Source organism: Nonomuraea sp. NPDC050536 (genome assembly GCF_044457685.1).
GTDB lineage: Bacteria > Actinomycetota > Actinomycetes > Streptosporangiales > Streptosporangiaceae > Nonomuraea.
Genome location: NZ_JBITHD010000002.1, coordinates 535259 through 557577, shown reverse-complemented (window position 1 = coordinate 557577; position 22319 = coordinate 535259). Strand labels below are relative to the sequence as shown.

Sequence of the window (22319 nt, the reverse complement as noted above, 5' to 3'; positions counted from 1 at the left end):
CATGAGCCATCATCAGGGTCCGGGCCATACGTAGACGCCACGTATTGCGACTACGTAGTCCCTCTCAGCTGCCGTCGCGAGGTCAGCCCCAGCTTGCGCAGCGCGTTGGCCACGTGCACCTCGACCGTCCGCGGCGACAGGAACAGGCTCTCGGCGATCTCCCTGTTCGTCAGCCCGGTCGCCGCCAGCCTGCGCACCTGCTCCTCCCGCGGCGACAGCGTGCCCTGCGGCTGCGCCGGAGTGTCGATCCTGCGGTGCAGCCTGCGCCGTACCGTGGGGGTGATCGAGTCGTAGACCGCCTCCCTGGCCAGCGGCTGCCGCAGGCCGTACAGCCCGTCCGGGCACCGGGTCAGCAGCCCGCGGCGGACCGCCTCGGCCAGCCCGCGCTCGGCCTGCTCGGCGGGCACGCCCGCGACCGCGGCCAGCGACCGCTCGCACGCCGGCTCCTCGATCACGGCCGCGGCCTGCACCAGCCGCCGCGCGGCGACGGGCAGCTCGTCCAGCTTGAGCAGTACGGCGTCGCGGAGCGCGGGCGGCGTGCCCGCCGCCTTGCCCGCGGCGAGCATCCTGGCCAGCTCGACGATCGCGAACGGCACGCCCCTGGTCATCGGCCACAGGTCGGCCGGATCACGGAGCAGGTGCTTGGCCAGCAGCGCGGTCTCCTCGGCGTCCAGCGGTGGCAGCGCCAGCTCGGCGTGGTTGACGTGCGGCGGGAGCTGGGCCAGCAGCGCCGCGACGGGGAAGCAGACGTCCTCGGGGCGGTAGGTGAGCACCAGGTTGACCGCCTCGGGCAGGCAACGGGCCAGGAACGGCAGCAGCAACCGGGTGTCGGCGTCGATCCAGTGCAGGTCCTCGACCACGAGCGTGATCGGCCGCAGCGCCTCGAGCAGCGACAGCACGGCCCTGAACAGACGATGCCGCTCGGCCAGCGGATCCTGGAGCGGATCCGGGGCGGGCGGCAGCAGATGGGCGTACTCGGGCAGGAGCGGGCGTAACGCACCGGTGACGGGATTGAGGCCGCCCGGCGGGTTCGCATCGCGCAAGGCCTCGACAATCGGGCCGTAGGGGAAGCGCATCGGATGGCAGCTGCCGATCATCAGCGGGGGTCCGGTCAGCTCGTGCAGGAGCCGGGTCTTGCCGACTCCGGCCTCACCCTCGACGAGGACGACGACCGGCGGATGGTTGAGCGTGCCCGCCAGCTGCCGGAGTTCGCGTTCCCGTCCCACGAAAGGCATGCCGCACCGCCCGGCCCGACTTCAAGATGTCAGTGGATTTTTCACTAATTGTCGGGGTTTGTCGATACGCGTCAATAAAGGGGAAGGGCGCCGACACCCTCAGCGGTCGACGCCCTTCCTGGGGGGAGAAGCGGTTCAGTGGAGCGGGATCCAGGCCTGCGTGGCGAGGTTGTTGATGTCGTTCACCTGGACTCCGTCGTAGGAGACCGTCCACACCGAGTCACCGATGACCATGGAACGCTGGATGCCCGGCTGGTAGCTGTAGCCGTCCTGCTTGTGGACCGGGTGGGTGATCATACCCAGCTTGGAGATCCCGGAGTCGTCGATCTTCAACGCCACGGCGCCGTCCTGTTGCTGCTGCTCGCTGTACGTGCTGAGCGGGATGACCGCCAGACCGGTCTTGGGCCAGTACAGGAACGCGTGCGGGTCCCATTCGGCGCCCGAGCCCGATTCCTTCTGGAACATCTGCGACAGCCGCTTGGGGCCGGCCGGGTCGCTCACGTCGAAGAGCGAGACCTGCGTGCCCAGCGGCCTGCCCTTGTCGCTGGCCTCCTGGCCGATGCCGATCAGCCGCCCGTCGCCGGCCGGGTGCAGGTAGGCCGAGTATCCGGTGATCTTCAGCTCGCCCGTGACCTTGGGCGCGGCCGGGTCACGCAGGTCCAGGGTGTAGAGCGGGTCCATCTGCTTGAAGGTGACGCAGTAGCCGACCGGGCCGATGAAGCGCACCGAGTAGATCCGCTCGCCCTCGCCCAGGCCGCCGACCTCGCCGATCTTGGCCATGCTGTCCGACTTGAGGACGTAGACGGCGCTCGAGCTGTTCTTCTGGTCCTGGGACTGGGTGGTGGCGATGCGCAGGTTGCCGTCGAACTCCGACAGGGAGTACTGGTTCAGCAGCCGGCCCGGCACCTTGCCGGAGGCCACGTAGGAGGGGGCGCCCGGCTGGGTGATGTCGAACCTGTGGACCTCGGTCTCCTCCGGGGGCGCCTTCGGCGTCGACGGCTCCGGCGTGGCCGTGAGGGTCGCCGTGGCCTCAGGAGCGGTGGCGGTGACCGAGGGTTCCGTGGGGGTGGGCTCGGCGGCGGGCGCCGAGGTCGAGGAGTCGTCGACGGCCATCGGTTCGACGATGCGGCCCCACCAGCGCGGGTTGCTGGCCACGTAGAGGCTGTTGGGGGTGCCGTACACCGTGTCGCCGTCGGCGGCCAGGCTGATCGGGTCGGTACCCGCGGCCGTGATGCCCTGCGCCAGGTCGATGGTGTGCACGGTCAGCAGCGAGGTGCCGGTGTAGTCGGCCGGGTGGCTGACCCGCTCGCACTTGACCGCGTCCTTCCTGACCGCGCCGGAGGCGTCGGTGATCTCGACCTTGGGGAGCCACGCGTCCAGGGGCGCCCGCCGTACCACGTCCTGGTTCTGCTTCGTGCGCTCGTCGTCGGTGGCGTTGTCCTTGGGCGTGGGGAAGGTGATGTCGGGCTGGCTGCGCGTCACCAGCCGGACCGTCGAGCCGACCATGCGGGCGTCGATGAACTGCCCGCCCTTGGGCTTGATCGTGCCCAGCACCTTCGGCTCGCCCGACAGGTCGACCAGCACGTAGCGTGTGTCGCCGACCGGGGCGAACGTCTTGTACATGATGTTGCCGCCCTCGAACAGCACCAGGGCGCGGTCGCCAGAAACGAGCAGGTTGGCGGGCTGGTAGACGGGCTGGCCCTTCTCGGTCAGCTTGAGCGTGGCGGTGACCTTCTTGGTGGCCGTGTCGATGACGCGCAGCGTGCCGTCGGTGACGGTGATGACCCGGTTGCCATCGGTCTTGACCAGGTCGGGCTCGTCCACGCCCGCCTCGTGCACGTTGGTGGTGGAGTGGTCGGGGGCGTCGGCGGTCTTGGCCTGCGGGACCGCCGCGGTGTCCTCGCGCGCCATGTACGGCATGATCGGCCCGCCGAAGCCCCAGGGGCCCACGTTGTCCGCGGCGTGCTCACGCAGCCCGGCGAGCATGTCGTCGCAGCTGCTGTAGGACACCAGGCGCACGTTCTTGCTCAGATCGAGCTTGGCCGGGGTGCCGCTCGGAGCAGAGGTGCAGGCGGCGGTGGCCGTCGCCAGGGCGGCGACGGTCAGGGCCTTACGGATCAACGGCTTCATGCCCTCACCACGGATCACTCAGCCGTGCGGTTCAGTGTTCGTCGTGAAAACCGGGCTGAAGTCGAACTTGTCGGGAAGATCGAGCAGCTTGCGTACCAGCCTGCCCTGGAAGTCCACGACCTGGATCTCGTCGTCGGACCCGTTGTCCTGCTCCCAGCAGAACAGGTGCGTCTCGTCGTACCAGCCGAGCACCTTGTCGCAGTCGGAGGAGAACCTGCGCACCCGCTCACCCGTCTCGGCGTCCCACAGGCAGTGGTCGCCGTCGCCGCCGCCCGGGCAGTTGGTGACGAACACCTTGCCGGAGGGGGAGAAGATGCCGTCGGTGCCCGAGGACAGCTCGCCCACGCCCGTCGCCGTGCGGGTGGCCCTGCCCGATCCGTCGAAGAAGCGCAGGCCCTTGTCCTTGCCGACCACGTTGACCGCGCCCTGCTCGCGGCCGTCCCAGCCGAAGGCCGTGTCGCGGATCGAGTCGTCGGCCACCTTGATCACCTTGGCCGTGCCCGCCTTGGTGTCCACGATGACGAAGCCCAGGTAGGTCCAGTTGTTGTGGTCCTCCTTCTCGATGTTGAGCAGGATCCGCGAGCCGTCCTTCGACCAGGAGCGGATGCTGCTGATCAGCGGGCTCTTCACGGTCTTGATCGTGGTACGGCCGCCGGACCGGCGGTCGGTGATGATGATCGAGTCGTAGTTGTCGGAGGTGTAGTTCCTGCCCCGGCCGGCCAGGTAGCGGCCGTCGGGGGAGACGAGGGACTCCCAGTTGCCGGCGTACTTCTGGAAGGTCCCGCGCAGCGACCCGCGGGCATAGTCGATCCAGTCGTCGGCCTTCTTGCTGTAGATCTCGTACGACGTCAGCGTGATCGGGTCGGCCGGGTGCTCGTACAGCGTGATCGGGCCGCCCGCCAGCGGTACCCGCTTGATGCCGTCGGTGGGAACCCCGGTCGGGCGCGGCTCCGCCACCCGCTTCTCGACGGTGGGCGACGGGCTCGCGGTGGTACGGCCGGCCGCCGTGATCCGCTTCCACGGGACCGCCAGGGCCACCCCGGCCACCAGGGCGAGGGCCACGGCCACGGTGATGCCGATGATGATCGGGGCCCGGCTCTTGGGGCGGACCGGGTGGGTGGTCGGCTGGCCGTACTGGGGATGCGGCTGCGGCCAGCCCTGGTGCGGCGGCTGGGTGTGCGGGGGCATGGCCGGGGCGGCCGCGTAGGGGTGGCCGGCCTGGGGGCGGCTGGGTGGCGGGGCCATCTGGGCCGCCGCGGCGCCCTGGGCGAGCATGCCGGAGCCGGAGCTGGAGATGGGGTGCTGCAGCAGGCGCATGATCACCTGCTCGGCCGTCGGGCGCTGGGCCGGGTCCTTGCTCAGGCAGGAGGCCACCACGTCGCGCAGCGGGCCGTCCAGCACGCCCAGGTCGGGCGGGTGGTTGAGGACCCGGTTGATCACCGCGGGCATCGTGTCGCTGCCGAACGGCGCGCGGCCCGAGGCCGAATAGACCATCGTGCTGGCCCAGGAGAACAGGTCGGCCGCGGGGCCGACCTGATGGCCGAGCACCTGCTCGGGGGCCATGTAGGAGGGCGTGCCGACCGGCATGTTGCTGAGCGTGGAGGTGGCGTTCAGCGAGCGCGCGATGCCGAAGTCGATGACCCGCGGCCCGTCCGCGCCGATGATCACGTTGGCGGGCTTGAAGTCGCGGTGCACGATCCCCGCCTGGTGGATCGCGGCCAGCGCGGTCGCCGTCCCGATCGCCAGGCGGTGCAGCGTCGAGCCGGAGCGCGGTCCCTGCTCCTGCACGACGCGGTGCAGCGAGGAGCCCTCGATGTACTCGCTGACGATGAACGGGCGGTCGGCCTCCACACCCGTGCCGAGCACCGCCGCCGTACAGAACGGCGCCACCTGCTCCGCCACCTGCGCCTCGCGCAGGAAGCGCCCGATGCTGACCTGGTCGTCGGCCTGCAGTAACTTCACCGCCACGTGGGTGCCCGACGGGTCCCTGGCGAGGAAGACCACGCCCTGTCCGCCCTCGCCGAGGCGGCCCAGGAGCACGTGGCCTCCGAGCGTCTCGGGGTCTCCTGGCCTCAGCGGGGCAAAGGTTGGCATGAGGGGAATTGTGGCGCTTAGCTAGGACATCCACAAAAACTACCCGTGGGTAGCTAGGCGGAATATCATTCCGTCATGCCCGTCAAGACGCAGGAGATCACCGCTCCCTTCACCGGTGACCGCATCGCCGAGCTGCCCATCTCCGCCGCCGACGACGTGCGCGAGGCCTACGTCAAGGCCAGGGCGGCACAGGCCGAATGGGCGGCGCGACCGGCGGCCGAACGGGCGCGGCCGTTCCTGCGGCTGCACGACGCGATCCTGGACCGGCGCGACGAGATCCTCGACATCCTCCAGGACGAGACGGGCAAGGCACGCAAGCACGCCTTCGAGGAGGTGCTCGACGTCGCCGGCTGCAGCCTGTACTACGCCCGCCGCGCCCCCGGCCTGCTCGCACCGCACGGCCGCAGCGGCATCTTCCCGCTGGCCACCCGCGTCAGCGAGCTGCGCCAGCCCAAGGGCGTGGTGGCGCTGATCTCGCCGTGGAACTACCCGCTCTCGCTCGGCGTGACCGACGCCGTGCCCGCCCTGCTGGCCGGCAACGCGCTGGTGCACAAGCCGGACACGCAGACGGCCATGTCCACGCTGTGGACCATCGACCTGCTGGCCGAGCTGGGCATGCCGCGCGAGATCTGGCAGGTCGTGCTGGGCGAGCCCGCCGACATCGGTGACGCGCTGCTGGACGGGGCCGACTACGTGGCCTTCACCGGCTCGACGCGGGGCGGCAGGAAGATCGCCGAGGAGGCGGCCAAGAGGCTCATCGGCTGCTCGCTGGAGCTGGGCGGCAAGAACCCGATGGTGGTGCTGGACGACGCCGACCTGGACCTGGCCGTGCAGGGCGCGATCCGGGCGTGCTTCACCAACGCGGGGCAGCTGTGCCTGTCGATCGAACGGCTCTACGTTCCTGTCGCGCTATTCGATGCCTTCTCTGAGCGGTTCGTGAGGCAAGTCCGGAACCTCAAGCTGGGTGCGGGCCGCGACTGGTCCGTCCAGATGGGCTCGCTGACCTCCCAGCGCCAGCTCGACACCGTCACGGCGCACGTGGACGACGCGGTCAGCCGCGGCGCCACGGTCCTCACCGGCGGCAAGCCCCGGCCCGACCTCGGCCCGCTCTTCTACGAGCCGACCGTGCTCACCGGCGTCACGGAGGACATGACGCTCTGCCGCAACGAGACGTTCGGCCCCGTCGTGGCCCTCTACCCGTACTCCTCGGAGGAGGAGGCGCTCGCGCTGGCCAACGACACGATCTACGGGCTCAACGCCTCCGTCTGGACCTCCTCGCCGCCGCGCGGGCGCGCCTTCGCCGGCCGGCTCAAGGCCGGCACGGTCAACATCAACGAGGGGTACGGCTCGGCCTACGCCTCCTACGACGCCCCGATGGGCGGCATGAAGGCCTCCGGCCTGGGGCGGCGCCACGGCCCCGAAGGGCTGCTGCGGTACACGGAGGTGCAGACCGTGGCCACGCAGGCGTCGTGGCTCGGGTTCGAGGCGCCGTTCGGGATGTCCAACGAGGCATGGGCCGGCGTGCTGGCCACGACTCTGAAGACGATGCGGCGGCTGCGGCTCAAGTAGCCGGAATGTTTTCACCCCGCCCGGTGTCCATACCGGTCATGGAGATTCGCTACGTGGGTGGACCGACGGCGCTGGTGGAGATGGGCGGGGTGCGGCTGCTGCTCGACCCCACGTTCGACGCGCCGGGTGAGTACCCGATCGGTTCCAGGGCGCTGCGCAAGACGGCCGGGCCCGCCTTCGGTCCTTCCGAGGTGGGTCCCGTGGACGCCGTGCTGCTGTCGCACGACCAGCATCCCGACAACCTGGACACGGCGGGGCGTGCCTTCCTGGCCACGGTTTCCCTGGCGCTGTCGACCCGGTCGGCCGCCGACCGCATCGGGCCGCCCGTCCAGGCGCTGCCGAACTGGACGTCCCACCCGCTCGGCCCTCTTACGATCACCGGCGTGCCGGCCCAGCACGGGCCCGACGGGACGGAGCACCTCACGGGCGAGGTGACCGGGTTCGTCATCCAGGGGCCCGACCTTCCGACGGTCTACGTCAGCGGCGACAACGCCTCCCTGGACGTGGTCAAGTCCATCGCGGCCCGCTTCCCGTCGGTGGACGTCGCCCTGCTCTTCGCCGGGGCCGCCCGGACGCCCCTCATCCCGGACGCGCCGCTCACGCTCACCAGCGCGGACGCCGCCGAGGCCGCCGCCATCCTGGGCGCCCGCCACGTGGTGCCCCTCCACTTCGAGCACTGGGCCCACTTCACCCAGGGCCGCGACACCCTCGAACCTGCCCTGACCTCCCTGCCCGCCGAGATCCACTTCCCGATCCCCGGCAAGCCGCTCACCCTCCCGTAGCCGCCCATCTCGCGGCCTCGCTCTCTTACCTGAGGGCGCACGCTTGGGCCGACGGACGAGCCGGGCGTCCAGCAGGATGATCACATGACAGTGAAGAACGGCAGGCGATGGAATCACAACATCCATTACCACCCCCGGATCCTGCGCGCGATCCCTGATGGCGCCCAGCGTGCCCTCGACGTCGGCTGCGGCGAGGGCATGCTGGCCCGCGAACTCCGGCGGACCGTGCCGCGCGTCACCGGCATCGACCTCGACGCGCTCAGCATCGACCAGGCCCGCGAGCACCCGGACGACGTCGACTACATCCTCGGCGACTTCCTCACCCACCCCTTCGAGCCCGCCTCGTTCGACGTCATCGGATCCGTGGCCACCCTGCACCACGTGGACGCCGCCAAGGGGTTGGCCCGCATGCGCGACCTGCTGCGGCCCGGCGGCGTCCTGGCCATCGTCGGCCTCGCCCGCAGCACCATGCCCAACGACCTGCCGCGCGATCTCGCCGGCGTCGCCGTCAGTACCTTCCACCGCGCGATGAAGGGCCGCTGGGAGCATCCGTCCCCCATCGTGTGGCCGCCGCCGGTGACGTACCCGCAGATGCGAGCGTTGGCCGCCGAGATCCTGCCCGGCTCCCAGTACCGCCGCCACCTCCTGCTGCGCTACAGCATCACCTGGCGCAAACCGCAGCACTGAGCCGGACTGGCCGGCGCATGGCCTCGCGCCCGCACGGCGGCCACTGACCAGGTCAGGCGGGCGAGCCCGCTCAGGTCGGTGCCGTGCTTGATCCGGATGTACCGCGACTGCGGCCTGGCGCCTTTGTGATACGTTCGGCGGCGCCGTGCATCGCTGCGCACTCGAGGAGGTGAGACCGATCAACGCTGTGACAGGTCGGGGCTCCCTCCCTCGCATGGTCTAGGGAGCGCCCGCAGAAGGCATCCCGAAAGGCCCGAAACGCTATGCGCTTCACCTCCCAGACGTCGTCGGACGGCGTCACCGAACAGCTCTTCACCCTCGGCGAGATCCCCGGTGTGTTGTGGACGCCGGAAGACGCCCTCGGCACTCGTCCCCTGATCCTGATGGGACACGGCGGACGGCAGCACAAGCAGGCCCCCGGCGTCCTGGACGGCGCGCGCCGCTTCGCCGCCGAGGGCGGTTTCGCGGTCGCCGCGATCGACGCGCCCAACCACGGCGAGCGGCCGGAGGATGAGGAGTTCGGCAGGATCGCGACCGAGATGCGGGCCGGTATGGCCGCCGGCGAGGATCCGGCTGCGCTGGTCGCCGCCATGCACAATCACCTGGCCGGGCGGGCCGTCGCGGAATGGCAGGCGGTCCTGACCGCGGTCCAGCAGCTCGACCACGTCGGCGACGGTCCGGTGGGTTATTGGGGTATGTCGATGGGCTGCGGGCTCGGTGTCCCGTTCATCGCCGCGGAACCCCGCGTCCGCGCCGCGGTGCTGGGCCTGCTCGGGGCGACCGCGCTGGCCGAGACCGCCGCGCGGATCACCGTGCCGGTGCGGTTCCTGGTCCAGTGGGACGATCAGCTGGTGCCGCGGGCGCAGAGCCTGGCGTTGTACGACGCCTTCGGTTCAGCCGAGAAGACGCTGCATGCCAACCCCGGCAACCACGGAGACCTGCCGCGCTTCGAGACGGACAGCGCCCTGCGGTTCTTCACCCGGCACCTGCGCTGATACCCGTCTGTAGTCCGCGACGCGCCGACCGAGATCCATTCCCGGCCGGCGCGTCCGCATCAGCCCGCGACCGGGGCCACGGTGGGGGAAAGCCGTTCAAGCAGAGCCGTGCGGGCAGGGGAGCTCTCTGGGGGAAGTTAGAGGCGGTGGGTGACCCAGATGTTGGGTTCGACGTAGACGGCGTGGTCGTGGGACGGGGTGCAGTGGACGGGGGTGAGGGCGCGTGGGACGTCGATGGGGCCGGGCGTGTCGAAGGGGAGGCTGGTCCAGTCGCGCCATTCCGCCAAGGTCCCCGCGATGACCATCGACCGCGGCGCCACCTTCGTGATCTCGGCGCCCGCCCGGACGTGGGCGCGGAGCCAGGCATCGTACGGCAGGCCGTCATCCCGGGTGCGGAAGGCGTAGTCCGCCATCGGCACGTGCGGTTCCAGGTGCTTCTGGTTGGGCCGGACCGGCGCCACCAGCTCGCGGAAGCCGAGCCGCACCGCCTGGTCCCGCATGGCGGCGATCATCCGGTGGGAGATCCCGGTGCCGAGCAGGTCCTCCCTGATCGTGATCTCCAACGCCGAGATGCCGTCAAGCGTGTCGCCGGAGGCCCGCGCCAGGTGGCCGTTGCGGATGATCTCGTCCCAGCCCCCGTCGGGCAGTTCGTCCCCGCGCACCGCGTAGGGGATCATGCAGCCTCGCGCCGCCAGCCGCCCCGGCTCGTCGGAGTCGTCGGCCACGAGCACGTAGTCGGCGTACTCGGTCGCGGCGACCGGATAGAAGAGGTCCGCCATCGGGTCCTGGAACATGAACGGCGGCCAGGCGTGCGGCATGTCCCATAACGTGGCGGCGAATTCTGGACGCTCAGCAAGCGAAGTGATCCGGAGGGCCATGTGGATCATTGTCACATTTCGGATGGCCGCTGGATGGGCTGATGCTCCGTCTTGAAGATCAACGTCGTCTGCAGGTGCACGATCTCCGGCCGGATCAGGAACTTCTCCAGCGCCAGCCGGTGCAGGTGATCGGCGTCGGCCACGGCCACGTGTACCAGGAAGTCCTCGGTGCCCGCCACGTGGAACAGCGTGATCGTCTCGGGTAGCCCGAGCACGAAGGCCCGCAGCGGGTCCACCAACTGGCTGGTGTGCGGCCGCACCCGCAGCGCGAGCAGCGCCTGGAGCGGGCGGCCCAGCTTGGCCGTGTCGACCCCGGCGCGGAAGCCGGTGATGATGCCGCGGCGGCGCAGCGAGCGCACGCGTTCCAGGGCAGTGGAGGGCGCGACGCCGAGCCGGTCGGCGAGATCCTTGTTGGGCAGGCGGGCGTCGTGCTGCAGCTCGGCCAGAATCGCGAGATCGATCGAATCCAGTTCGGCGTTATGCGCGATCATCTTCCTATTATTCGGTGCATCTAGCCATACATCGAGCTACGGCCGCATATTTCAAGCCATGTGGGACATTGCGGAGTTTGCCGAGGCGGCAGGGGCAACCGTTGACGAACTGGCGGCGTACGTGGAGGAGAGCCAGCGGGGCACCGCGCGGGTCATCCGGCGCACGCCGCCGCGCGAGCTGGCCGAGAAGCTGGGACTCGGCGAGCTGATCAGGAAGGGCGGGATGACGCCCGAGACGTACCGCGAGTTCCTGCGGACCTTCCTCGACGAGGGGACCAGGCTGCACCATCCCGCCTACCTGGCACACCAGAGCGCGGTACCGGACTTCCCCGCCGCCCTCGCCGATTTCATCCACGGCGCCATCAACAACCCGATGGCCGTCTACGAGATGGGTGCGGCCTCGGCGACGGTGGAGTTCGAGGTGCTGCGGTGGATGCTGGAGAAGGTCGGGTTCCCCGAAGGTGGCGGCGTTCTCACCCACGGCGGTTCGCTGGCCAACCTCACGGCGCTGCTGGCCGCCCGCGCCCGCGTCGCCCCTGAGGCATGGGAGGACGGCGTGCCGGACGACCTGGTGATCCTGGCGCCTCCGTCGGCGCACTACTCGGTGTCACGCGCCGCCGCGATCCTCGGCCTCGGCCGGCGGGCCATGGTCGCCCTGCCCACCGACGACCTCGGGCGCATCGATGTGGCCAGACTCCCCAGCATCTCCGATGGCGAGCTGGGTGCCGGGCGGCGGGTGATGTGCCTGGTGGCCGGGGCCTGCGCCACCGGGACCGGTCTCTACGACGATCTGCGGGGGATCGGCGAGTGGTGCCGCGCGAACGGCGTCTGGTTCCACGTCGACGGCGCGCACGGCGCCTCCGCGCTGCTCAGCCCCGAGCACCGGCACCTGCTCGACGGCATCGAGCTGGCCGACTCCGTGATCTGGGACGCGCACAAGATGCTGCGTACCTCCGCGCTGGCCGCCGCCGTGCTGGTGCGCCGCGAGGCCGACATCGACGCCGCCTTCCAGCAGGACGCCAGCTACCTCTTCTACGGCGACCAGGGCTTCGACCTGATCGGCCGCACGGTCGAGTGCACCAAGGCCGAGCTGGGCCTGAAGATCTTCATGAACCTGGCCTGGCGCGGCGAGCACGGCCTCGGCGAGCACGTCGCCACCCGCTACGCCACCGCGCACCGCTTCTGGCAGCTGGCACGGCAGCGCCCGGGCTTCGAGCTGCCCTACGAGCCCGAGAGCAACATCGTGTGCTTCCGGTACGGCCAGGCCGACCAGGCCGCTCTCCGCGAGCGCATGATGGCCGACGGCACCTTCCACCTGACCTCGACGGAGTTCAACGGCGTACGCCATCTGCGGGTCACCGTGATGTCACCCAACACCGACGACGACACCCTGGTGGCGCTCCTGGACGAGATCGAGCGGATCGCCACGCCCACAGCGCAGTCGTAACGGCGCGCCACCGTCACCGACTCGCCGCCCGCGGGCCCTCAGCCGAAGTACGGCGGGCGGCGCCAACCCGGCCTGCCGTACAACCCCAATCCGTCAGAGCCAGCCGTCGAGGCCGGTTATGAAGGGGTCGAAGAGGTGGCGGTGGATCGTGTGGCCCGCGCCCGCGACGACGCGGACCTCGAAACCCATGCCGCGCAGCTCCTGCTGGTATTCGGGCGGGACCAGGAAGCTGGGATCCGCCACCTGCACCAGCGACGGCACCGCGAGCGGCGGCGTGAAGTCCTTGCCCGAGACCGAGCTCAGCGAGAGTGCCGTGGCAGGATCCCAGAGCTTGGTCATCTCGACCTCCAGCGCCACCTCCTCCGGCGAGAACCCGGGCTGGACGGCCGCGATCTGCTCCGCCGTCAGATCCTTGGCAGCGGCCATCTGCTCCGTCACCGCCGTACCGTCGGGCAGCAGCGGCAACCGGAAGGCGGGATCGGAGTAGATCGCCCGCGCCGGCCTGAGCCGCTCAACCGCGAGCCCCAGCGTGAGCCCGCCCAGCGAGTGCCCGATCGCCAGCTCGGGACTGGCCGGTACGGATTCCACGACCGACGAGGCGAGCAACTCGGGCGTGTACGTCTCCGCCCGAGGGCTCTCCCCGTGACCGGGAAGGTCGACGGCGATGACCCGGTACCCGAGGGTGGCCAGCGCGGGACCGACCCGCCACCAGCACCGGGAGTCGGCGATGATGCCATGGATGAGCACCGCCAGCCGGTCCCCGTCACCCCACTCGCGGGTGTGCAGCTTCATCTGGATCTCCTTATACGTATAAGCAGTTGATAGCATCCAGCCGATGAGCGAGACAAGTAGCAGACCGGTGACCAGCGTCGACGTCGCCAGGGCCGCGGGCGTGTCACAGGCGACGGTCTCCTACGTGCTCAACGACAACCCGCACGCCCGCGTCAGCGAGGAGACCCGGCAGCGCGTCCGCGACGCCGCCGCCCGCCTGGGCTACGTGCCGGACGCCAGCGCCCGCACGCTGCGCACCGGCCGCAGCGGCATCGTGCTGCTCCCGCTGGCCGAGGCCAGGATAGGCCCGCTCGTCCAGGCCCTGCTCGACGACATGGAGGAGGAGTTCCGCGCCCGCGGCTACACCCTCGTCCAGTACGGCGAGCGCCGCCTGACCGGCGTGGCCGCGGCCAGGTCCTGGCTGACGCTGCGCCCGGCCGCGGTCATCGTCGACGCAGGCAGGCTCACCCGCAAGTCGGTGGACCTGCTGCGCTCCTCCGGCACCAAGACCGTGATCGCCTTCTCCGACGAGGCCTCTCCGTTCGCGCCCGCGGTGGTGATGCCGCACGAGGCGACCGGCGTCTGGGCGGCCCGCCACCTGGTGGACCGCGGGCGCACCCGGCTGGCCGCGATCGTGCCGAGAGAGGCGGGCCTCGACCGGATGGGCGAGCGCCGGCTGAGCGGCGTGCGAGCGATCTTCCCCGCCGCCCGGCGCATCGACCTGGCCTTCTCCGAGGAGGAGGCGGGCAGGATCGCCGCGGGGCCCGACCTGCCCGACGGGATCTTCGCCTACAACGACGAGTACGCGATGCTGCTGATCAGCGCGCTGCAGGACGCCGGGGTCCGCGTTCCCGAGGACGTGGCGGTGGTCGGCGCCGATGACCTGCCGCTGGCCAGGCTGATGCGCCCGCGGCTGACGACCGTCCACTTCGACGCGTCCGCCTCGCCCGCCGAGATGGTGGCGATCATCGACGAGATGGTCAAGGGCGAGCGCGAGTCGGTGCCCGGGTCGGTCATGACCTTGATGAACCCCCGGCTGGTGGTCAGGGACAGCGCGTAACAACTTGGACGCGGTCCCTTGTCAGTGACTTCCGTGCGACCTACAGTCCAGAGCAATCGTCGGTGATACGTATCACCACGCTCTGGAAAGGTCCGTTCTATGACCCAAGTTCAGGTCGCCGGCGGGTATCGGCTGAGGCCGCTGTACCTGACGCTTCCCCTCGCCAACGTGGCGGTCATGTTCCTGTGGATGGGGGTGGGCGCGTTCGTCCTCCCCGTCCACGTGCAACGGATCACCGGCGTGAACGACGTCACCGCCCTCGGGCTGGCCAACTCCATCGGCCCGCTCATGGCCACGATCGCCAACCCGATCTTCGGCCAGCTCTCCGACAGGACCCGCTCGCGCTTCGGCCGCCGCGCGCCGTGGATCCTCGGCTGCGCGCTGATCGGGGCGCTGGCGCTGCTCGCCCAGGCCGGCGCCGGATCCGTGCTCATGCTGGGGATCAGCTGGGCGGGCGTGCAGACCATCATGAACGGATACCAGGCCGCCACCACCGCGATCCTGCCCGACCGGGTCCCGCCGGAGCGCTACGGCACGTTCTCGGCGCTGAGCGGGCTCGGCACGCCGGTGGCGACGATCGCGGCCTCGCTGATGTTCATCGCGTTCCCCGGGCTGGCCAACGGCGGCGCGTACTTCGTGGTGATCGCGGTGCTGCTGGTGGCGGCGGCGCTGATCGTCTTCGCCAGCCCCGACCGGTCGTCGGTCGAGCAGGTCGTTCAGCCTTTCCGGATGGGGGAGTTCCTGGGGGGCTTCGTCCGGCCGCTGCGGAACGGCGACTTCCGGTGGGCGTTCGTGTCCCGCTTCGGCGTGATGCTGGGATATTTCATCATCTTCACCTTCAACCTCTTCCTGCTCGAGGACTACATCAAGATCCCCAAGTCCGAGGTCATCCCCAAGATGGGCCTGCTCATGCTCATCGGGCAGGTGGTCACACTGGTAGCCGTGCTGGTGGTCGGGCCGCTGTCAGACCGGATCGGCAGGTTCCGGTTCTTCGCCCTGATCGCCGGGCTCCTGTCGGCGCTGTTCCTGGGCATCCCGCTGGTCATGCCGACCTTCGAAGGCATGATCCTCTACAACGTGCTGCACGGCATCGCCTTCGGGATCTACCTGGCGGTCGACATGGCGCTGGTGACCAAGGTGCTGCCCGACGCCGCGGACGTTGGCAAGGACATGGGCGTGATCAACATCGCCAACGCCGGTCCGCAGATCCTCGCGCCGACGATCGCCGCCTTCGTGGTCACGGTGGGCGGCTACCCGGCGCTGTTCGTGGTGGGGATCGTGGTCTGCCTGATCGGCGCGACGGGAGTGCTCAAGATCAAGGGCGTGCGCTAGCGTCGGCCCCATGACGGAACTCGACCCCAGACTGCGCGCGATCACGGACCTGACCGTGGCGGATGCGCGGGAGACGGGCGGCAGGCACGAGTACGACGGAAAGATCCAGGACCTGTCGCCCGAGGGGGTGCGCTCCGGCCTGGCACGACTGGGCGAGGGCGCACCGCCGGCCGACCCCCACGACGCGGCCCACCTCGAGGTCTTCGAGCAGGGGCTGCGCACCCAGTACGGCGAGCTCGAGCTGCACCGCAAGAACCCGCTGGCCCACCTGTCCAACCTCGACCTGGCCTGCTACGACCGCGACTACGGTCCCGAGCAGGAGCGCGCTGCCGCCAAGGCCGCGCACACCGCGCTCTGGCCGGAGGCCGTCAGGGGCGCGATCGCCTCGCTCGACCAGGTCAGCGCCCCGGTGGCCGAGGCGCTGATCGGCGCGGTCAGAGGCCTGGCCGCGGGCGTCACCGACGAGGCGGCGCTGGAGGCGCACGGCCTGCTGGTCGCGCACGTGGAGCGGGCGGCCGCGGTCGGCGACCCCGACGCCGCGCTGGGCGGCGATGCCCTGGCCCGGCTGATGAGCACCACCGAGGGCGCCGAGGTCGATCTGGGCAGGCTGGCCGAGCGCGCCGACGCCGAGCGCGACCGGCTGACCGCCCTGCTCGCCGAGGCCTGCGCGAAACTGGGCGAGAAGGACCGCCCGCCGCTCGACGTGGTCCGTGACCTGGTCAAGCAGCACCCCGACGCCGACGGCGTGATCGAGGCCGCCAGGCGCGGCACCGCCGAGGCCATCGCCTTCACCCGCGAGAAGGACCTGGTCCCCTACCACGACGGCGAGTGCCTGGTGGGCCTGGCACCTGAGTCGCGCCGCTGGGCGATGGCGATGATGAGCTGGAACGCCCCCGGCGAGCCCGTCGGTCCCTCCTGGTACCACATCACCCCGCCCGACGCTTCCTGGCCGCCGCACGAGCAGGAGGAGTGGCTGGAGGTCTTCAGCGACACCACGCTCCCGGCGATCAACGTGCACGAGGTGGCCCCCGGCCACTTCTCCCACGGCCTGGCGCTGCGCCAGGCGCCCACCGATGTGCGCAGGCTGCTGCAGTCGCTGGCCTTCGTCGAGGGCTGGGCGCACTACGCCGAGGAGCTGTGCGTGGAGGAGGGCTTCAAGGCTGACAACCCGCGCTTCGAGATCGGCGTGTGGGTGGAGGCGCTCATCAGGGTGACCCGGCTGGCCTGCGCCATCGGCGTGCACACCGGCCAGATGACGGTGGCCGACGGCGCCAGGCGCTTCGAGGCCGACACGCACCTGGCAGGTCCCGCTGCGCTGTCCGAGGCGCGCCGCGCCACCTTCGACCCCACCTACGGCCGCTACACCTGGGGCAAGCTGGTCATCCTCGACCTGCGCGACAAGGCCAAGGCCGCGTGGGGCGCGGAGTTCACCCTGCAGCGCTTCCACAAGGCCATGTTCGATCTCGGCTCGCCGCCTCTGGGCCTGTTGGGCAACGTCCTGTAGCGTCGTCCGTAGGGCTCCTGCCGAGCGAGCGCTAGGGAGGTCGACGGTGCGGGAACTCTCCGGCAAGGTCGCGGTTGTCACGGGAGCGGCGAGCGGCATCGGCCGGGCGCTCGCCCTCCGCTTCGCCCAGGAAGGCATGGCGCTGATGCTCGCGGACGTCGATCCCGGCGGGCTCGCCGAGACGGCGTCCATGGCGGGCCCGAAGGTGCTCACCCAGATCACCGACGTCTCGGACGGCACGGCGGTCCAGCACCTGGCCAACCGGGCGTTCGGCGAACTCGGCGCCGTGCACGTGCTGTGCAACAACGCCGGCGTCTTCCAGGGCGGCCACATGTGGACCCGCACCCCCGAGGACTTCGCCTGGACGCTCGGCGTCAACCTGTGGGGTGTGCTGCACGGCATCCACCACTTCGTGCCCCGCATGATCGAGCAGGACACCGAGGGACACATCGTCAACACGGTGTCGGTGGCAGGCCTGTTCGCGGCGCCGTATATGGCCGGCTACACGGTCAGCAAGTTCGCGGCCTTCGCCGCGTCGCTCTCGCTGGCCCAGGATCTGGCGCTCACCGGTTCGAAGCTGCGCGTCACCGCGCTGTGTCCCGGCGGGGTGCGCACCCGCATCAACCGCTCCGAGCGTGTACGGCCGGCCGACCTGGCCATCGCCCGCACCCGGGACGACCTGGATGCGCAGGACATCATCGACGCCGTGCTGACCAAGGGCATCGACCCGGCGCACGTGGCCGACCTGGTCGTCCAGGCCGTCCACGAGGAGCGGTTCCTGGTGCTGACGCACCCCGGATACGCCGGTGGGCTGCGGCATCAGGTCGAGGCCCTGCTCTCCGGCGGACTACCGCCACTGCCCGAGTACGAATAACCGCAGGCCCGATACACTGAGAACACCGCATTCACCTTTGGGGGTTCTCTCGGTGTCAGAGTTCGACACGGTCCTTGTGGTCGACTTCGGCGCGCAGTACGCGCAGCTCATCGCCAGGCGGGTGCGCGAGTGCCACGTCTATTCCGAGATCGTCCCCTCGACGATGCCGGTCGAGGAGATCGTCGCCAAGAAGCCCAAGGCCATCATCCTTTCCGGTGGTCCCTCTTCGGTCTACGCCGAAGGGGCTCCCGCCGTGCCCGCCGGGCTGTTCGAGACCGGCGTGCCAACGTTCGGCATCTGTTACGGCTTCCAGGCCATGGCCCAGTCGCTGGGCGGCCGCGTCTCGCGCACCGGCGTCGCCGAGTACGGCGGCACCACGCTCGACGTCAGCCGCGAGGGCGTGCTGTTCTCCGGGCTGCCCGCCACGCAACGGGTCTGGATGTCCCACGGCGACAGCGTCTCCGGAGCGCCCGAGGGCTTCACGGTGACCGCCTCGACGTCCGAGACACCGGTCGCCGCCTTCGAGCACCCCGGCCGCGGGCTGTACGGCGTGCAGTTCCATCCCGAGGTGCTGCACTCCGAGCACGGCCAGACGGTGCTCAAGCACTTCCTCGACGCCGCGGGCTGCCGCCCGACCTGGACGATGCTCAACATCGTCGAGGACTCGGTGGAGGCGGTGCGCCGCCAGGTCGGCGACGGCCGCGCCATCTGCGCGCTGTCGGGCGGCGTCGACTCCGCGGTGGCCGCCGCGATCGTGCAGCGCGCCATCGGTGACCGGCTGACCTGTGTCTTCGTCGACCACGGGCTGCTGCGCAAGGGCGAGCCCGAGCAGGTCGAGCGCGACTTCGTCGCCGCCACCGGCGTCAAGCTGCGCGTGGTGGACGCCGCCGACCGCTTCCTGAAGGCGCTGGACGGCGTGACCGACCCCGAGGAGAAGCGGAAGATCATCGGCCGCGAGTTCATCCGCGTCTTCGAGGACGAGCAGCGCGCCATCCTGGCCGACGGGCCGGTCGACTTCCTGGTCCAGGGCACGCTCTACCCCGACGTGGTGGAGTCGGGCGGCGGCACGGGCACGGCCAACATCAAGTCGCACCACAACGTCGGCGGCCTGCCTGACGACCTGCAGTTCTCCCTCGTGGAGCCGCTGCGCACGCTGTTCAAGGACGAGGTGCGGCGCGCGGGAGAGGAGCTCGGCCTGCCGCCGGCCATGGTCTGGCGCCAGCCGTTCCCCGGCCCCGGCCTGGGCATCCGCATCGTCGGCTCGGTCACCAGAGAGCGGCTGGACCTGCTGCGCGAGGCCGACGCCATCGCCCGCGAGGAGCTGTCCAGGGCCGGCCTCGACCGCGACATCTGGCAGTGCCCGGTGGTGCTGCTGGCCGATGTCCGCTCGGTGGGCGTCCAGGGCGACGGGCGCACCTACGGTCACCCGGTGGTGCTGCGCCCGGTCACCTCGGAGGACGCGATGACGGCCGACTGGGCCCGCGTGCCGTACGACGTGCTGTCGCGCATCTCGACGCGCATCACCAACGAGGTCCGCGAGGTCAACCGCGTGGTGCTCGACGTCACCAGCAAGCCTCCCGGCACCATCGAGTGGGAGTAGCGGAAAACGCGAAGGCGCGCCCCGGGTTCGGGGCGCGCCTTCGCGTTCCTCAGGCCGCTTGCGCCTCCTCGGCCGCGACGGCGGCCGGGGTCCGGCGGGGGAGCAGGGCGAGGGCGGTGACCAGGGCCAGGCCGATGAGGCCGATCGCCACCAGGTAGGAGACGTGGTAGCCGGAGACCAGGGCCTCGGGGGAGGTCCCGCCGGCCACTGAGGTGGCCAGGGCGATCTGGGCGGCAATGCCGATCGAGATGCCGACCTGCTGCGTGACGTTGAACAGACCCGAAGCCAGCCCCGATTCGGCGGGGGAGGCGGCCGAGGTGGCGGCGACCGTGACGGCGGCCACGCGGGAGATCCTCGACAGGATCGCGGGCAAGTGGGCGATCCAGATCATCCTGATCACCGCCCGGCGGCCGGTCCGTTTCACTGAGCTGGAGCGGACCATCGAGGGCGTCAGCCGCCGCATGCTCACGCTGACGCTGCGCAATCTGGAGCGTGACGGACTGCTGGAGCGCACGGTCTATCCGACGGTGCCGCCCAAGGTGGAATACCAGGCCACGCCCATGGCCCTGGAGCTCTACGAGGCGATGCTGACGCTGACCAACTGGTCGCGCAAGCACAGTGCCTGTGTGGCCACGTCACGCCGGCGCTATGACGCCCGCCAGGAGGCCGCCGTCTAGGATTCGGTACGGCCCGCCGTACCGAGCCGCCGGGCACTGGCGGCCAGCAGCGGCAGCAGCAGGAAGCCGATGAAGATCGGCGAGGCCATGTAGCGGAAGTCCTGGGCGGAGATGTTGGCCAGGATCGCCAGCTGCTGCCCCGCGACGATCGCCGCCACCCCAACCGCGTACCGGTTGCGCAGGGACCACGCCGCCAGCGCCACGGCGAGGTAGGTCAGATAGCACCACAGCGCGCCCCGCCAGGCCAGCCAGTCGACGCTCTTGGCCAGCGACAGGGCGAGCCAGCCGGAGACCACCTGGTGCAGGCCGCTGGACAGCGGCCGCAGCGCGTAGACGACGGCGCGGCCGGGGAAGTCGGTGACCTTGCCGGGGCCGACGTAGTTGTCGGCGTTCGGCTGGAGGGAGAAGCGGTAGGTGTCGCCGCCCATGGCCGAGTCGTCCTCGAACAGTTTCCAGGCGATGGCGCCGCGGCAGAGCCTGGCCTTGATGACCTCGCCCGGGTCCTTGATCAGCAGCCGCCGCCACAGGTCGAGCAGCTCGTTCGCGTGCGCGTCCGCCTGCTGCCAGCTGAAGTTCGCACGCCAGATCAGCGGGTTGATCGTGTAGCAGGTGCCACCTTTGGTCCACCTGTTCAGCGGCGCCACGCTGGCCATCAGCGCCGTGTCCCGGTCGTCGAACAGCTCCGGGTGCTCGGCGAAGGCCACGGCGATGTCGCCGAAGGCGGTGTGGTAGACGTACGTCTTCGTCGGAGCGGCGATCCCGACGTGCGGGAAGACCACGTTGTTGAGCACCAGCGGGATCGCTGCCGCGGCCACGCCGACCACCGCCAGCCGTACCCGCTGCTCCCTGAGCACCACGAGCAGGACGATCACCGCGAGCGCCACGACCAGGAACCCGTTGGCCCTGAACAGGCCAAGCGCGGTGAACAGCAGCCCGAGCGCGACCAGCCGCCAGCGGGTCACACTCCCGTCGGCGGCGATCCGCGCGCAGACCGCGGCGATGAGCAGGGCGCAGATGGAGAACGGCACGTCCTTCCAGAGCGCGACCGAGAAGGCGCCCACGGGAGGCAGGACGGGCAGCAGCACGGCGAGCCCGGTCGTCCAGCGCTTGGGAGCCCCCATCGCTTTCAGCGCCTCGGCGAGCACCGTGATGGCCGCGGCCATGGCCGTGGTCTGCACCAGCGTGACCAGCCCGATATCGCCCGTGATCTTGAAGCTGAGCCAGAGCAACGAGTCGTAGAGCACGGAGTGGTCGCTGATCCACGGGCCGGCCACGGTGTGGCTCAGGTAGAGAACGGAATCACGGCTGAACAGTCCGGGATAGAGAGCCGCCCACCACAGCAGTAACACAACCTGAATCGCCACGAATGTCGCGATCTTTGGAGTTTTACTGGCACTTTCCGTGGGTTCGTTGTCCATGGCTCCCAAATCCCGGCCTAGACGGCTCGGGACACGCTACCCGACCTACGGGTAGCTCGTGCCGGCCTGTGGCTGCCTGTCGCCGAACAGGGTCGGCAGCGTGACCAGGTGGAAGCCGCGCCGCTTGAGCATCCTGAGGATGTACGGCATGGCCTCGATCGTCTCCGGATACACGTCGTGCATCAGGATCACGCCGTTGCGCTTGGCGTCCCGCATCACCTCGCGGATGATCTTCATGGCGTCGCGCGTCCTCCAGTCCTGCGAGGAGCGTGACCACAGGATCTCCGCCAGGCCTTGCTGACCGGCCAGGCCCAGCACCCGCTTGTCGGTGTCCCCGTACGGCGGGCGGTAGAGCTTCGGGCGTATCCCGATGGCCTTCTCGATGGCGTCCTGCGTTGTCACCAGCTCTTCGATGATCTTCGCGTCGGACAGGGTCGGTAGGTGGGGGTGCGTGTAGGAGTGGTTCCCGATCGCGTGCCCCTCGGAGTACTCCCGACGGGCGACATCCGCATATGTCACGACATGCTGGCCCTCGAGAAAGAAGGTGGCTTTTACGTCCCGCTTCTTGAGGATGTCGAGCAGCTTGCTGGTGTAAGGCCCGGGCCCGTCGTCGAAGGTGAGCGCCAGGCACTTGATGTGGCGGCAGTTGACGGCAGCCGAGGCCGGGGCGGGGACGGCCGCGAATGCGACTTGTGTGCTCATCGCCAGCGAAATCGCTAGCAAGTTCTTTATCAACACACTGGTCACAGTACGGCGGGGTGGGCAGCAAGTCTGG

General features: G+C 70.1%; 20 protein-coding genes. 11 read left to right on the top strand and 9 right to left on the bottom strand.

Annotated elements, in window-relative coordinates:
• Positions 1-50: 50 nt before the first annotated feature.
• The 3 genes from ACIBHX_RS09525 to ACIBHX_RS09515 all read right to left on the bottom strand — a co-directional run bounded on the left by ACIBHX_RS09525 (position 51) and on the right by ACIBHX_RS09515 (position 5459).
• Positions 51-1235, bottom strand: a complete 1185-nt coding sequence (locus tag ACIBHX_RS09525; protein ID WP_397065888.1) for an AAA family ATPase — start codon at positions 1233-1235, stop codon at positions 51-53.
• A 135-nt stretch (positions 1236-1370) separates the two neighbouring features.
• A complete protein-coding gene (locus tag ACIBHX_RS09520; protein ID WP_397065887.1) occupies positions 1371-3365 on the bottom strand; it encodes a beta-propeller domain-containing protein in 1995 nt (664 codons plus the stop codon).
• 18 nt (positions 3366-3383) lie between these two features.
• Entirely contained in the window at positions 3384-5459 is a 2076-nt protein-coding gene (locus ACIBHX_RS09515; protein WP_397065885.1) for a protein kinase, read from the bottom strand.
• Between the two features lie 75 nt (positions 5460-5534).
• Between ACIBHX_RS09515 and ACIBHX_RS09510 the strand changes: the two genes are divergently transcribed.
• From ACIBHX_RS09510 to ACIBHX_RS09495, 4 genes are all read left to right on the top strand, one after another.
• Entirely contained in the window at positions 5535-7028 is a 1494-nt protein-coding gene (locus tag ACIBHX_RS09510; RefSeq protein ID WP_397065883.1) for a succinic semialdehyde dehydrogenase, read from the top strand.
• Positions 7029-7066: 38 nt separating this feature from the next.
• Entirely contained in the window at positions 7067-7810 is a 744-nt protein-coding gene (locus ACIBHX_RS09505; protein ID WP_397065881.1) for an MBL fold metallo-hydrolase, read from the top strand.
• An 84-nt stretch (positions 7811-7894) separates the two neighbouring features.
• A complete protein-coding gene (locus tag ACIBHX_RS09500; protein WP_397065879.1) occupies positions 7895-8497 on the top strand; it encodes a class I SAM-dependent methyltransferase in 603 nt (200 codons plus the stop codon).
• A gap of 263 nt (positions 8498-8760) precedes the next feature.
• Positions 8761-9492: a dienelactone hydrolase family protein gene (locus tag ACIBHX_RS09495; protein ID WP_397065877.1), complete on the top strand. Its 732-nt coding sequence runs from the start codon at positions 8761-8763 to the stop codon at positions 9490-9492.
• Between the two features lie 137 nt (positions 9493-9629).
• Here ACIBHX_RS09495 and ACIBHX_RS09490 read toward each other — a convergent pair whose 3' ends face one another.
• Together ACIBHX_RS09490 and ACIBHX_RS09485 are read right to left on the bottom strand one after the other, a co-directional pair.
• Positions 9630-10370, bottom strand: coding sequence for an N-acetyltransferase (locus ACIBHX_RS09490; RefSeq protein ID WP_397065875.1), 741 nt, complete (start codon positions 10368-10370; stop codon positions 9630-9632).
• Positions 10371-10381: 11 nt separating this feature from the next.
• A complete protein-coding gene (locus tag ACIBHX_RS09485; RefSeq protein WP_397065873.1) occupies positions 10382-10861 on the bottom strand; it encodes an Lrp/AsnC family transcriptional regulator in 480 nt (159 codons plus the stop codon).
• 58 nt (positions 10862-10919) lie between these two features.
• Between ACIBHX_RS09485 and ACIBHX_RS09480 the strand changes: the two genes are divergently transcribed.
• Positions 10920-12308 (top strand): pyridoxal phosphate-dependent decarboxylase family protein, encoded by a 1389-nt coding sequence (locus ACIBHX_RS09480; RefSeq protein ID WP_397065871.1) that lies wholly within the window; start codon positions 10920-10922, stop codon positions 12306-12308.
• A gap of 93 nt (positions 12309-12401) precedes the next feature.
• On the opposite strand, the gene ACIBHX_RS09475 is transcribed toward ACIBHX_RS09480, so the two are convergent.
• Positions 12402-13100: an alpha/beta fold hydrolase gene (locus tag ACIBHX_RS09475; RefSeq protein WP_397065869.1), complete on the bottom strand. Its 699-nt coding sequence runs from the start codon at positions 13098-13100 to the stop codon at positions 12402-12404.
• 43 nt (positions 13101-13143) lie between these two features.
• On the opposite strand from ACIBHX_RS09475, the gene ACIBHX_RS09470 reads away from it, so the two are divergent.
• The 5 genes from ACIBHX_RS09470 (at position 13144) to guaA (ending at position 19449) form a co-directional block, all read left to right on the top strand.
• Entirely contained in the window at positions 13144-14139 is a 996-nt protein-coding gene (locus ACIBHX_RS09470; protein ID WP_397065867.1) for a LacI family DNA-binding transcriptional regulator, read from the top strand.
• A gap of 99 nt (positions 14140-14238) precedes the next feature.
• Positions 14239-15471, top strand: coding sequence for an MFS transporter (locus ACIBHX_RS09465; protein ID WP_397065866.1), 1233 nt, complete (start codon positions 14239-14241; stop codon positions 15469-15471).
• A 10-nt stretch (positions 15472-15481) separates the two neighbouring features.
• The gene (locus ACIBHX_RS09460) at positions 15482-16975 is read left to right on the top strand and encodes a DUF885 family protein (RefSeq protein WP_397065864.1); all 1494 of its coding nucleotides are present in this window, start codon (positions 15482-15484) and stop codon (positions 16973-16975) included.
• A 46-nt stretch (positions 16976-17021) separates the two neighbouring features.
• Positions 17022-17849: an SDR family NAD(P)-dependent oxidoreductase gene (locus tag ACIBHX_RS09455; protein ID WP_397065862.1), complete on the top strand. Its 828-nt coding sequence runs from the start codon at positions 17022-17024 to the stop codon at positions 17847-17849.
• A 52-nt stretch (positions 17850-17901) separates the two neighbouring features.
• Positions 17902-19449: a glutamine-hydrolyzing GMP synthase gene (guaA, locus tag ACIBHX_RS09450; protein WP_397065860.1), complete on the top strand. Its 1548-nt coding sequence runs from the start codon at positions 17902-17904 to the stop codon at positions 19447-19449.
• Between the two features lie 49 nt (positions 19450-19498).
• On the opposite strand, the gene ACIBHX_RS09445 is transcribed toward guaA, so the two are convergent.
• Entirely contained in the window at positions 19499-19792 is a 294-nt protein-coding gene (locus ACIBHX_RS09445) for a hypothetical protein (protein WP_397065858.1), read from the bottom strand.
• Between ACIBHX_RS09445 and ACIBHX_RS09440 the strand changes: the two genes are divergently transcribed.
• Complete coding sequence (locus tag ACIBHX_RS09440; protein ID WP_397065857.1) at positions 19779-20126, top strand: winged helix-turn-helix transcriptional regulator; 348 nt, start codon at positions 19779-19781, stop codon at positions 20124-20126. The two genes, ACIBHX_RS09445 and ACIBHX_RS09440, sit on opposite strands and share 14 nt — an antisense overlap.
• Here the strand turns inward: ACIBHX_RS09440 and ACIBHX_RS09435 are convergent.
• A complete protein-coding gene (locus ACIBHX_RS09435; protein WP_397065855.1) occupies positions 20123-21490 on the bottom strand; it encodes a hypothetical protein in 1368 nt (455 codons plus the stop codon). The genes ACIBHX_RS09440 and ACIBHX_RS09435 overlap by 4 nt on opposite strands.
• Positions 21491-21589: 99 nt before the next feature.
• Positions 21590-22246 carry a polysaccharide deacetylase family protein gene (locus tag ACIBHX_RS09430; protein ID WP_397065853.1) on the bottom strand — a complete coding sequence of 219 codons (657 nt, stop codon included), beginning with the start codon at positions 22244-22246 and terminating at the stop codon, positions 21590-21592.
• Between the last annotated feature and the right edge of the window lie 73 nt (positions 22247-22319).